This is a genomic window from Paenibacillus ehimensis NBRC 15659, assembly GCF_004000785.1.
In the GTDB taxonomy this organism is placed as follows: Bacteria; Bacillota; Bacilli; order Paenibacillales; family NBRC-103111; genus Paenibacillus_G; species Paenibacillus_G ehimensis.
Map to the genome: position 1 here is coordinate 14915 of NZ_BILX01000050.1, position 12231 is coordinate 27145.

General features: G+C 49.0%; 10 protein-coding genes. 2 read left to right on the plus strand and 8 right to left on the minus strand.

Going from position 1 to position 12231, the window contains the following annotated elements:
• Positions 1 to 60: 60 nt before the first annotated feature.
• The 3 genes from PEH01S_RS23375 to PEH01S_RS23385 all read right to left on the minus strand — a co-directional run bounded on the left by PEH01S_RS23375 (position 61) and on the right by PEH01S_RS23385 (position 2405).
• On the minus strand, positions 61 to 612 hold the full coding sequence (locus tag PEH01S_RS23375; protein WP_127488342.1) for a hypothetical protein: 552 nt from the start codon (positions 610 to 612) through the stop codon (positions 61 to 63).
• A 437-nt stretch (positions 613 to 1049) separates the two neighbouring features.
• Positions 1050 to 1616, minus strand: a complete 567-nt coding sequence (locus tag PEH01S_RS23380) for a hypothetical protein (RefSeq protein WP_127488344.1) — start codon at positions 1614 to 1616, stop codon at positions 1050 to 1052.
• A gap of 3 nt (positions 1617 to 1619) precedes the next feature.
• On the minus strand, positions 1620 to 2405 hold the full coding sequence (locus PEH01S_RS23385) for a barstar family protein (RefSeq protein WP_127488346.1): 786 nt from the start codon (positions 2403 to 2405) through the stop codon (positions 1620 to 1622).
• A 443-nt stretch (positions 2406 to 2848) separates the two neighbouring features.
• Here PEH01S_RS23385 and PEH01S_RS23390 point away from each other — a divergent pair, with 443 nt between their 5' ends.
• Complete coding sequence (locus PEH01S_RS23390; protein WP_025849455.1) at positions 2849 to 3553, plus strand: hypothetical protein; 705 nt, start codon at positions 2849 to 2851, stop codon at positions 3551 to 3553.
• A gap of 124 nt (positions 3554 to 3677) precedes the next feature.
• On the plus strand, positions 3678 to 4850 hold the full coding sequence (locus tag PEH01S_RS23395; protein WP_127488349.1) for a TolB family protein: 1173 nt from the start codon (positions 3678 to 3680) through the stop codon (positions 4848 to 4850).
• A 101-nt stretch (positions 4851 to 4951) separates the two neighbouring features.
• On the opposite strand, the gene PEH01S_RS23400 is transcribed toward PEH01S_RS23395, so the two are convergent.
• The 5 genes from PEH01S_RS23400 to PEH01S_RS23420 form a co-directional block, all read right to left on the minus strand.
• Complete coding sequence (locus PEH01S_RS23400; protein ID WP_127488351.1) at positions 4952 to 5779, minus strand: carbohydrate ABC transporter permease; 828 nt, start codon at positions 5777 to 5779, stop codon at positions 4952 to 4954.
• Positions 5780 to 5797: 18 nt separating this feature from the next.
• On the minus strand, positions 5798 to 6679 hold the full coding sequence (locus PEH01S_RS23405; RefSeq protein WP_025849452.1) for a carbohydrate ABC transporter permease: 882 nt from the start codon (positions 6677 to 6679) through the stop codon (positions 5798 to 5800).
• Positions 6680 to 7268: 589 nt separating this feature from the next.
• The gene (locus tag PEH01S_RS23410) at positions 7269 to 8597 is read right to left on the minus strand and encodes an ABC transporter substrate-binding protein (RefSeq protein ID WP_025849451.1); all 1329 of its coding nucleotides are present in this window, start codon (positions 8595 to 8597) and stop codon (positions 7269 to 7271) included.
• 197 nt (positions 8598 to 8794) lie between these two features.
• Complete coding sequence (locus tag PEH01S_RS23415) at positions 8795 to 10402, minus strand: response regulator (RefSeq protein WP_164828001.1); 1608 nt, start codon at positions 10400 to 10402, stop codon at positions 8795 to 8797.
• On the minus strand, positions 10377 to 12194 hold the full coding sequence (locus PEH01S_RS23420) for a sensor histidine kinase (RefSeq protein ID WP_246063048.1): 1818 nt from the start codon (positions 12192 to 12194) through the stop codon (positions 10377 to 10379). Before PEH01S_RS23420 ends, PEH01S_RS23415 begins: the two co-directional genes overlap by 26 nt.
• Positions 12195 to 12231: the final 37 nt, after the last annotated feature.

Genomic DNA, 12231 nt, shown 5'->3' on the forward strand with positions numbered 1-12231 from the left:
AATCAATCCCCTACTTCTTTTCTGGTAAGCGGCATCATTGCCAACAAAATAAATAATGTTTTAATAATTTATAGTAATATTTTCGAAAACCTTCTTTCTTCTATCTAAATTTTTATTTTTTACATTTATTTCATAACTATGTGGTTTGTAATAATCGTATAGTTTATACTGTTTATCGCAGGGAACTTCATTCTCAATTATTTCAACTTCTCTTGCATCAATAAAGCACGTAATAACTTCGGCAAATAAAGTTAACATCTCAGCATGGGTGAGATTGCGTAACGTTCCCTCATATACAACATTCTGAAAAGTATCACTTGTTGTATATGTATCTTTTGTGCTTTCATCAATAAACATTAATTCTTCATCTTTTACAAAAATTGAAGTTTGATTTCCATAGAAACTAATAAACAAATCTTGGTTATCTCCATCAAAACATATAAATTGAATTGGTATATTTGACGTGATTTCAACCTCTTGCTCACCATCAGATAAAGTCCTTATAATTACATCTAGATTACCATCAAATTTAGTTATAAGATATTTATAAAGCTCTTCATTAGAAAATTGCATACTCCATGCTGAACCATAATTTACTGTTTCTTCTTGCATTAATCAAAAACCATCCCTTTTATAAATTCATTTACAGAAAACTTTCTCTGGCATCTAGTACATACTGATATAACGGGTCCTGCCTTTGCCTAATCGCAGAAGTCATTATTCTTAAAGTATTTTAATTCTTGCCTGTCAATAGCTTTAAGTATATCCAGCAAACCTAACAAGCCCCGTATATTGCAGTAATTCTAGCCCTTTGCATTTCATGATAGAGGGCCTCCTGAAGCCTGGGCGCAAACCTGGGGTCCAATGATTCACTCATTGCTCCAATTATCTCTAGAGGTAACTCCGTACCGCGGTGCCCTACAAATTTTTCTACTTGTTCCGCAGTAACCTTCACTAGAACATTATTCTCATTATAAACCTGATACACTGCAATACCTCCGCCTGGGTCAAATGTGGTTAAATCGGAACCCGTTTCGTCAGCTAATTATCTACGATATTAATTCCATTTTCCCATCACGATTTCTAACTAAGTTTAAAGCCTCAATACCAAAGTTCAACTCATATTCTACTGGAACATCCTCAAATATTGTTCCAATATATTCGTAGTCACAGTCAATAAATTCTTCCGGAACAGCACCACCTATTTTGGACGAATAATATTTAAGTTCCTCTTCTTCAGGATATATTCCAATACCAACTTCCAATACGTCTGGCTCCATTCCTTCCTCATAATATATGATTCGCTCTTTCAATCGATTAATAGGAGTACCTTCGTTATTACTATTCAATTCTGCACCAACCGGTACTTCTATAATGATTGGACTATCTTGTTCACTAACATGCTGATAAATTTGCCAGCATAAAACTCCTTCTATATCCGGAAATCTCTCTTTATCACAATAGATTTGCATCAGAAATCCATATCTCACATCATCAAAATAAATAGGAAATTCACTCGGTTTATGAGTAGGCACTCCTCCAATTTTGTCAAGATAACTATTTTTTTCATCTCCCGGGACACGCTTTCTTGTTTTCATATAAAATGCACGCTTCATCTGTCACCTCGTGAAATGTAAATCTTTTTGCCAAACCAAGGTTACTTGATTTAAAATTAATAATTCTTGGATTTTTCGTAATTTTTCTCTCTCGGATTCTTTTATTTTATCCCGATGCATTAGCTCGTCAAAATTTCCATTACAAAGGTGAAGAACAAATGGCGGCGTTGCTCCAAAACCCCCGCAAAAACAGTCATCAAGACTGTCCAAAGAAAAACCATAATAACCACCTGGCCCATTCATTGCTTCTCCCAAGGCACAATAAAAGGATACTGAATCTCTTACATGCGTCATATCCAAGAAATAGTTATTATTGGGAATATTACAGTAGGTGGCATGATGCATACGAACAACTTCCAACCAGCCTAATCTTCGTCTCTGTGATAGGCTTGACCATGTATTTTTTATTGTTGGTTTCGAGACCATCCATTTTCTCCAAATTTCCATCGCTTCATAAGAGGGTTCAACCCAAGATGCACCGAATATTTCCATATTAAACATTTCCTGAGGAATTGGATTCTTATGAAAATAATACGGTTTATGTAGAAGAAAGAAAAATGAGCCTATCACCTTCTCATCTTGACTCAACATATTAATACAAATTCTTGCCATTTTGGCTTTGGTAGCCAAGCAATGTTTTATATAGATCTCATTTAACCTCAAACCTACTACAATTAATTCATAGAAATTGCGTGCTCTATATTGTCGACTACCTGAAAGTCCAACTATATTCGTACAATTCCCAATAATTAAATCACTTTCAACATCTACAAGTGAATATTTATACATGTATACTCCTCTACACACGCTTTAAAATGTATACTGTATAGCATTTTACCTATTTATTCATGCTTTTTACAATACTTCTCATAAAAGATGTAACAGGCATGACTTTGTCGTTGGGTAATCGTAGTTCTTCCATAGCGATCACCATAATTTACCTCGTGTGTGTATTCGTTGGCTTTGGCTGCACACCATGACCGTACCCTCGACAAACTGCGACGGCAAGAGCTATTTTTTTCGGATCAGGCTAGTTCGAAGTTACCATTTTATTAGAACCTATTGAAAATATGAATCTCTTCCTGTAGCCTTGAGATGAATAGGAAAATATATCTATTTATTCAATTATTTAGACCATTTAAAATTTTCTCTTCGATTGAACGGGTGGCCACCTTTCAATACATCACAACATGACATGACAAAACGAACTTTTGTCGGAGGTGTTATGTGCCATGGGAAAAAAGGTCGTTAAAGTGTTGTCGTTTGCATTATTGTTAGGCGCCATTACGACGTCGTCGGCGTTTGCGGGAAAGGAGCCGTCGGGAGTGATGATCCATAAGGATGCGATTGGCGGGTCCGTCCTGTCCAACATGCCCGGGGCCGTATACGCGACGCCGGAGGAGCAAGCGCTCCAAAGCCAACAAGCTTCTTTTGAAGCGCTGCTGCCGAACCTGAAGAACAACGGTTTGAATGCGGCTGCCGCAGAACGTCACTACGATACGGAAAACAACCCGATCCTGATCGGTTACTGGAATCCGAACGAGTGCGGCGCCAAGAAGAAAGATACTTACGCCCGTCATACGATCGGCGAGCTGCATAATTCCTCCGGCAGCAAATATTTGCTCAGCTACGGCAGCGCCACTTGGTATAATACGTCCGGAAAAAATGCGCTGCCTTACCGAAACGGCTCCAGCACGACGGGGCAAACTACGGTCGATGTCAAAATGAACATCAACTTCACCATCCGGGATGTGGACAAGAACAAATCGTCGACCATCAAGCGCAACGACTTCGGTCCGAACCAATGCCCGGGCAGCCGCTACGTGAAGGTCATCGCCGATCTGGACAAGACCGTGTTTAAAGATCTCCATGGGAACACGAGCGACGGCGTGTTTTACTCCAGAACCTGGGTGCCCTTGGAAAACTGGAATCCGTAATATTTGACGGGCCGCCGTTCGCGGCCGATTGCAGCATTACCGGTGCTCCTTTCTTGAGGAATGATGGAACAGGAGCACCTTTTTTTCCGAATGTTTACGATTATTTTCAGGCTGAGGTGGAATTATGGGGTCTAAGCAAACGGTAAACCGGTTCCATATTATCGCGTTCATTTTAATCCTCATTGTCGGTCTTTCGTGGATCGTGCACCTGTTGATCGCAAGCAACCAAAGTCAGGACGGGGGTCAAAACTATAAAGGCTGGCTTGCGGGCATTACGGCCGACGGAACGGGAAGCCAGCTTGTCGCTTATCATCCGGAACCGGCAGAGAGCAAAACGATCTTAAAGCTGCCGAACGTGACGCCGGACAATTTCGGGGCGATCAGTTCGGACGGCACTAAAGCCGCCTATACCCAATGGAATGAACAGCAGACGGTCAGGTATCTGGTTGTTCAATCGCTGGCAAGCTCCGAGCAAAACGTATTTTTCGACAACCTTCCCGCGATGAATGAAATCAAGACGATCTCATGGTTCCCCGATAGCCGGAGGATCCTATTTGTGAAAAGCGACCAATCCGCTCATGTCGACCAGGAGATCGGCGTGTTGGATACGAGCAGCGGAAATATCCAAACCTTGGTTAAAGGCGGAATTTGGCTGGTCAAGCAAGCGGAAGAAGAGAACGGGGAAGAACGGATGAAATATTACATGACTCAAGACGAATTGGACCAACTCGTGACAACGTACGGAGGGAAGCCGGTTCCGCTCGATGACGCCGGAGGGTATTTGATGGTCGAGTTTGCCGCGCCGGTCCTTTCCCCCGACGGCAATCGGATCGTGTACAGCGCCACGTTGAACCGCAATTATGCCAAAGGAGAAAATGTTCCGCTATGGCTGGCCTCAAGCCTGTGGGTCTATGACCTCACGAGCGGTAAAAATAAAATGATCTATTCCCCTTCCGACCGTTCGGCCATCGGGAAGGCTATCTGGACTTCGGACGGCAGCCATATTGCTTTTATCAGCTACACCGGAGCCAACGGGGAAGGCGGCGCAATTGAATATATGGACCTTGCGAGCGAGAAGGTTAAAACGATTTTCCCGCCGACCGCCGAGCATCACAATAACGTGAATCTGATTGCGTTGGACCGCAACGAGATTTCTTTTATTTCCGCGCCGAAATCGGGGACCTTCAAGGATGCGAAAAGATGGATTTTGAACCCGGAAACGGGAGAAAAGCGGTTGATGCCGGTTCAACTCAAGGGGCAAAACGCGCTGCTGCGAAATTTTTCAAATGTACAATAAGGGAATTTAAAAATACAAATCGGCTGAAAGCCCCTCCGCCGGGCTTTCAGCCGATCATGCCGGAGCCCCTTCCAGAGAAGGCCGGCCTACATGTGTTTCCCTTACTCCTTCACGGCTCCCGCGCTCAGGCCGGACTCCACTTTTTCCTGAAACAGCAAATAGATGACAATGGTCGGAATGATCGTGAGAATGATGCCTGCGAACGTCGGGCCCATCTGCGAGCTGCCCCGTTCCCCCACGAAGGACATGAGCGCCATCGAAATGTTGAACATGCTCCGGTCATTGACCATAATGACGTTCCAGATCAAATCGTTGTAAATATCGAAGAAAGCCAAGATTCCCGCCGTCGAGATGGCCGGCATAGACAGGGGGGTCAAAATCCGGAACAGCAGCGTCGCCGGACCGCAGCCGTCCATGACCGCCGATTCGTCGATTTCCTTGTTGATTCCTTTCATAAATCCGGTAATCAAAAAAATCGTAAGCGGCAGTTGAAATGTCGCGTACAGCACGATCATGACGAAATAGTTGTTAAAGCCGTTGAACGAGCCGATCATTCGGGAAATCGGAATAACGAGGGAATAGACGGGGATCATCAGCCCCATGATGAAATAAATATATAAAGCGCCGTTCCACCTCAGCGAGATCCGGGTCAGGATAAACGACGCCATGGTTCCCAGGACCAAGGTCAGAAGCGTGCCTGCGATCGCATAAAGGAAGGAATTCCATACGGCTTTATCAATGTGTGCGGTGACAAAAGCGAGCTTGTAGTTGCTCCAGCGCCATACCTCGGGGAGCGAAAAAACGTTATTGTATATTTCCAAGTTGTCCTTGAGCGAAGAAATCACCGAAAAAAACAACGGATACATAAAAACAACAGCGCAAACCAATGAAAACAAATATGCTGGAAGCTTATACGAGCGAAGCGTCATGTTCCTTTTCACCTGCCTTTATTTCATCGTCTTCGTGTTCATCAGCTTGTTGAGCACGACCGTGGATAAGAGTGCCGCTACGATAATGAAGGTGCCGATGGCGTTGCCCATCCCGAAGTTGTTGTATTTAAAGGACTCGTAATAAAGCAGCGTGGTAGGCACATCCGTAGCGCCGTTCGGTCCTCCGCCGGTCATGACGAAAATTTGCCCGAACACGCGAAGCGACTGCGTCACGGCAAGAATCGAGAAAATTTTCAGCGTCTCCTTCATCATCGGCACGGTAATGTACCAGAGCCGTTTGAAGCCGACCGCTCCGTCCATAGCCGCCGCCTCGTACAATTGCTCCGGAATCGCTACCATGCCGCTGGCGAAAATGATCATGTTCAGCCCGCAGTAAATCCAGGCGTTGACCACCACAACGACGTAGATGGCAATGGCCGGTTCGCCGAGCCAATCGTGGGTCAGCGAGCTTGCGCCGATCGCCGAGAGCACCATGTTGACGAGGCCGCCCTCCCCTTTGAGCAAAAACTGCCACATCAAGCCGACAGCCGTGAGCGGAAGCACGGATGGCATAAAGAAGGCAATCTTGAAAAACCGTCTTCCCTTCATCTTGCTGGTGACGATATGCGCCAGCGCAAAAGCGACCGGCAAAATGAGCACGAACGAGGCGAGAATAAACACGCCGATATTTTTGAGCGAACGGTAAAATTCAGGCTTCTGAAACATGGCGGTGTAGTTTTGGAGCCCGACGTATTCCAAGGCGACGTTTTTGATGCCGTTCCAGCTAAAAAAGGACATATAAGCCGTCTGAAAGATCGGCACGATAAATGCCAGCGTATATAACAAGAGCGCCGGCAGCAAAAATACGGCTGCGATAACATAAGGCTTTCGGCCGACCATGTTGTTCCCCTCCTCCAAGTTTTCCGCAAGGAAGCTTTGCGAAGCTTTTTGCAAAAACTGTAGATTGATGAAGGTGGAGTATCCACTTCCGGTCGCTGTTGTCCACAGGAAATTTTTATTAAAATCCGCTTTTAGCGGATATTTCCCGTGGACAAAGGCGAACGCTATCGCTCCTCCAGTGGATACTCCACCCTGCATACATCTTGGTTTGTATAAACCTTGACAAGCCTATGTTTTCCTGAAGGGAAAACTATAATCTTCACTGAAATAGTCTCAAGCTTTCCTTAGGAAAGCTGGCTTCCTCACATTACTTTACTTTTCCGCAAGGAAAACTAGATTTTGTAGTTCGGCAGTTCTCCAATAAATAGTAGGTGGGGTATATCCCGGAAGAGTGCAACGTCCGCCTTTGAATCCCGCGAAAACACCTCTACATTTATTCAACCTTTCGCGGGAAATTGGGGTCCCCGGAAAGTAATCGGAATAAGCTTCGAAGGTCTCCCTTCACTTTCCGGGGGAGGGCAGCGGCTGGAGGGATACACCCCACCGGTCTATGACGGAGAATTTACAACTGCGAAGCTGGTTTTCCTAATCACTTCTTATTCGAATCGACAAAGCTTTGAATCGTATCCGCCGTTTTTTGCGGAGGGTTGCCGGCGAACATGCCTTGGATTTCGTTGCGCACCTTGTCCTGCAGCTGCATGATCGGGCTGTATTCCTCGATCTCGCCTTTGAAGTCTTTCGCGGTGCTTTGCGCCTTGACGTACTCTGCGGTAACCGGATCGACCGGAGCCGAGCCCGAATCCATTTTGACCGGATAGACGCCGCCCTTCGTTTCCTTGAGGAAATACTTGAACGCATCGACGGAGGTCAGGAACTTCAGCAGCTTGATCGTCGCGTCTTTTTTCGCGCCTGTGACTTCCTTCGAGACGGAATAGCCGCCTGCTCCGCCGAACCAGTTGTCCTTGAATTCCGGCTTGTCTTTGTAGCCCGGGAACGGGATAACCCCGATTTTGTCGGCGATCGGAGAGGCTGCGATGGAGGAAATCGCCCAAACGCCTTCGAACATCATGGCGCTCTTGCCGCCAAGGAACATGCTCGTAATCGCGTTGCCGTCGGTCGTGACCATGTTTTTGCCGAAGATGCCTTTATCCTGCCAGTTTTTCATCGTTTGCAGCAAGGAAACCATATCGGGATCGTTCCATTTCGCTTTGCCGCTCATCAGGTCTTCCGTTTTCTGGAAGCCGTATTTTTTCAGCGCCAGATTCGTCAGCAGATGGCCTCCGCGGAAGTTGTCCTTGTCAGCCATCGCCATCGGCACGATGTCGATCGCTTTGAATTTGTCGGCGACCGCCTCGAATTCCTCGATCGTTTTCGGCGGCTCTGCGCCGATTTTTTGGAACAGCTCTTTGTTATAGTAGATCGCGACACTGTAGAACTCGTTCGGCACGCCGTACGTTCCAGGCAGGTCTTTGTATCTCCACGTGTCGAACAGCGGCAGGAACGCGTCGGCCCACGCTTTGTCTTCTTTCAGGACGGGATCGAGATCCATCGCGATATTTTTCGCGTAGTCTTTGAAGGCCACCCCGCCGTAGTTCATCCAAATTTCCGGTACGCTGCCTGTCGCGACGGCCGTCTTGAACTTGTTGTTGAAGGCGGCCTCGTCGTTCAACGATTCGTCGACTACCGTAATATCCGGATTTTTCTCCATAAATTGCTTGAGCAGGTTCTGGAAGGCCACGGACTTCGGATCGGTACCGGAGATACGCGTCAAGATGCGGATGCTGACTTTTTCGCCGGCTTTGCCGTCGCCCTTGGAACCGGTATTGCCTTGCGCGGCGTCATTCGAACCGCAGCCTGCCAGCAGGCTTGAAGCGGCGAACAGCGATGCCAGCCCTAGTGTAAGCGCTCTTTTTTTCATGTGTTAAGCAACCTCCCCGTTTGTGTGCTCTCTGTTTGTCTGTTCGACATAGTGTCATTATAAGGGCCGCCGCCCGCCGCATGAATGCAATATCTTTACGCCACCGGGAATATTTTTAACATTCCGTGAACATTCCGTGCCAAAAAAAAGACCGCACCCGTTCGCAAAGCGGCGTAACGGGGCCGTCCTCGAAAAAGTCATTCGCGGGTATCGTTCCCGGTAAACCGGGATGGCGGGACGCTGAAATGCTTTTTAAAGCATTTGCTGAAGTAATGGGGATCTTTGTAGCCGACGGATTCGGAGACGAACAGCAAATTTTTACACCCGTTCTCCATCATTTCCTTGGCCTTGTTCAACCGCCGCCTCGTCATGTACTCCACGACGGAATAACCCGTCTCATTCTTGAAAATGCGGCTCAAATAGCTGGGATGAACAAAAATGCTTTTGGCAATCGCGTTCAAATCGAGGTCCGGGTCGGCATATTGCCCGTCGATAAACTGCTTGGCCTTATCCACGAGCTTGGCCGGCGTCGACTGCTTCAAGCTGTGCGTCTGCTCCAGCACCCGGCCGAACAGCGCCGCCGCCCAGTCCGCGATCTCCTCCATCCGCTCCAGCTCGTCGACCAGCCGCACCGGATTGAACGTATCGCCCCCATAAAATGTCATATCCAGCTTGCTCTCGGCGGCGTACAGGTTCAGCGTCGCAACGAGCTCGTAGACGGTCATGTACAGCATATCCAAAGACAGCTTCTGCCGCACGATCCCTTCCAGCCATTGCCGCAGCTCCTGCTCCACCGCCGCCTTGTTGCCCAGCCTCAGCTGGACCATCAGCGTCTCCCGGATAAAGGACAGGTCCGCTTTCAGCGCAGGCTTCGGCAAACGGTCGAACGGGATGACCCGGTCGCCCCCGAGAACGGTGCGATGCTTGCACGCCAGCACCGCCTCCTTATACGACTGCGGAAGGCCGCCGGGACCTTGCGCGACATTGCCGATACCGGCCGTCACGGTAAATTTCAAGAACCGGCGCACCGCTTCAACGGCTTCGGTGCCCCGCCGCTCCAGCCACTCCTTCTCCCGGATATGCCCAGCATTCGGATGCACCAGCAGCACCGTTCGATCGTCGTCATCCAGCGTAAGCTCGCACGCCCGAAGGCCGCCGAACAGCTCGCCGACGATATTGAATACGGCGAACCGCTTCCAAGGCGGATGTTCTTTTCCGTCTCCCGGGGATTTGTCAATCGAGAACACCATAACAAGCAGCGCCTCGTCCCGCAGATTCGGACAAAACTGCCGCCATTTGTCCGGGCTTTGCCCGGATCCGACGGGTCCGGTGCCGTCCAGCAGGCCCTGGATGAACGTCCGTCGCAAAATTGTGTTGCTTTCGCGAACGCTCTGCCTGAAATCCTCCTGCTGCGAATGGCGCGCCATGTCCTCCCGAATTTTCGCCGACATCGCGGTTAACACCTGCATCAGCTCCTCCATGTTGACCGGCTTGAGCAAATAATCGGACACGCCTGCCTGCAAAGCCGTTCTTGCATAGTCGAAGCTCCCGTAGCCGGTGAGGATAATGATGCGAAGCTCGGGAAACCGATGCTGCGCCGCCTTCGCGAACGCCAGGCCGTCCACGATCGGCATGTTAATATCGACGATCGCCAGCCGGATCGGCGCATGCTCGAGCAGCAGCAGCGCCTCCTCCCCGTTCTCGGCCTCTCCGGCGATCTCGAAGCCGAGCTCCTGCCAGTCGACACCGACCTTCAGCCGTTCCCGGATCAAATATTCGTCATCGACGATCATCGCTTGAATCATGCGGTATCCCCCCGTTCTCGATCGCCGGCAGCGTAATGCGGACGGTCGTTCCCTCCTCGGGCACGCTGTCGATCTCCAGCCCGTATTCATGGCCGAAATAAAGCTTGATACGCTCGTCGGTGCTCTTCAGCCCGAAGCTTTTCGTCCGATAATGCCCAGGGTCCGGCTTCAAAATTTGCCGCAGCCGCTGCGGCGCAATGCCTGCGCCGTTATCGCTCACCTCGATCCGCACCCTGCCGTCCAAGACATGCGCTTGGATGCGGATCAGCCCTCTTCCCCGCTTGTTTCGAAGCCCGTGATGGATCGAATTTTCCACAATCGGCTGCAGCAGCAGCTTGATCGTCGAGTACTTGTAGACGTTATCGTCGATCTCGAACCGGACATCGATCCGGTCGCCGAAGCGCACCTTCAAAATTTCCAAATACGTTTGCGTAATGATGATTTCGTCTTCCATGGAGATGATGTGGCTGCCCTTGCTGAGCACGCCCCGGTAAAACAGCGCCAGCTGGTTTACAATATTGACGATATCCGCATTCCGCTTCAAATCGGCAAGCGCGCAGATGCTCTCCAGCGTGTTGTACAAAAAGTGCGGGTTGATTTGGGACTGCATGACGGCGAGCTCGTACTCTTTTTTCTTCTTCTGCTCTTCCACCATGTTATCCATCAGCGTTTTGGTGCGGACGACCATTTTGTTGAACTCTCTGGCCAGGGCGCCGATCTCGTCGCGCTCCTTCAGTTCGAGCCAGACGTCGAGGTTGCCCTCCTGTACGCTTTTGACCGTTTTTTTGATTTGATTCAACGGCCTCGTAATCGATCTGGCGATCAGAATCGTCAAGAGGATGGCCGAAACGACGAAAATGAGGCTTAAATAAAAGGTTTTTTCCATCAAAATCTGATTATCGCGGGTAATCTCCTTAATCGGCACGATTCCGACAATAATCCAGTTCAAGCGCGGATAGGTGCGGGCAACGACCAGATGGTCCTCGCCGTTCAAGCTGAACGTCCGGCCGCCCTCATGCCCGATCACCCAGGAATAATAAGGCTCCTGCCCGATGGAAGCATAGAGCCGGCTCTTGTCGCTGTGCGAAGCGACCGTGCCTTGCTTGTTGACGATAAAAATTTGACCGCTGTGCCCGATATTGATATGGGCGTATTGATCGGCAATGTACCGCTCGGCGATGGATAGTTGGATCACTCCCAAGGGACTCCCGTCCTTGGCGGTGTTGAATTTCTGAAGGAGCGATACGACAGGCTGCGCTGTCCCTTCCTTCTCGTAGTTGCTTTTGGCCGTATCCTTCCATACGGGACCGTAAGCGGAGCCTGTGAATGCCCGGACATATTCATCGTTGACATTCCGGACGTTCTTGAGCCCGCCGGAATCGTACAGGTGGCCGTTGCGGTCGTAAATGAGCATAGCGTCCACGAACGTCTTGGAATCGACGATATCGGCGAGAGCGTTCGAAACCTCGACCGAACGGTTGTAATTTTCCAGCGGGTCCGAGGTGGGCGGGGCGCTCAGGTAGCGCTGCACGCTGTTGTTCGTAATCGCGATTTTGGAGTAATTTTCCGAATTGTCGAGGATGATCTCCAGCTTCTCCGAGACCAGCCGCAAATTTTGCTCCGTGTTCTCCACCGCCTTGTCGATCAGAATCGCGGACGAGACGCGGTACGTAAAGACGGACAGCAGAATCAGCAGCAAGGATAGGGCGGTCATAAACGAGAGGGTGATCTTTTTATTAACGGAAAGCGAGTAATAATAGTCCGATACGCGGTTTTTCATAGCTGTCAGCAAGCCCCGTCACCTCTCCCGCAGTAAGCGCTATCAGAGT

Excerpts from the sequence above, each read along its gene's own strand:
- PEH01S_RS23375 (WP_127488342.1), bottom strand. The coding sequence starts at position 612 with ATGCAAGAAGAAACAGTAAATTATGGTTCAGCATGGAGTATGCAATTT.
- PEH01S_RS23380 (WP_127488344.1), bottom strand. The coding sequence starts at position 1,616 with ATGAAGCGTGCATTTTATATGAAAACAAGAAAGCGTGTCCCGGGAGAT.
- PEH01S_RS23385 (WP_127488346.1), bottom strand. The coding sequence starts at position 2,405 with ATGTATAAATATTCACTTGTAGATGTTGAAAGTGATTTAATTATTGGG.
- PEH01S_RS23390 (WP_025849455.1), top strand. The coding sequence starts at position 2,849 with ATGGGAAAAAAGGTCGTTAAAGTGTTGTCGTTTGCATTATTGTTAGGC.
- PEH01S_RS23395 (WP_127488349.1), top strand. The coding sequence starts at position 3,678 with ATGGGGTCTAAGCAAACGGTAAACCGGTTCCATATTATCGCGTTCATT.
- PEH01S_RS23400 (WP_127488351.1), bottom strand. The coding sequence starts at position 5,779 with ATGACGCTTCGCTCGTATAAGCTTCCAGCATATTTGTTTTCATTGGTT.
- PEH01S_RS23405 (WP_025849452.1), bottom strand. The coding sequence starts at position 6,679 with ATGGTCGGCCGAAAGCCTTATGTTATCGCAGCCGTATTTTTGCTGCCG.
- PEH01S_RS23410 (WP_025849451.1), bottom strand. The coding sequence starts at position 8,597 with ATGAAAAAAAGAGCGCTTACACTAGGGCTGGCATCGCTGTTCGCCGCT.
- PEH01S_RS23415 (WP_164828001.1), bottom strand. The coding sequence starts at position 10,402 with ATGATTCAAGCGATGATCGTCGATGACGAATATTTGATCCGGGAACGG.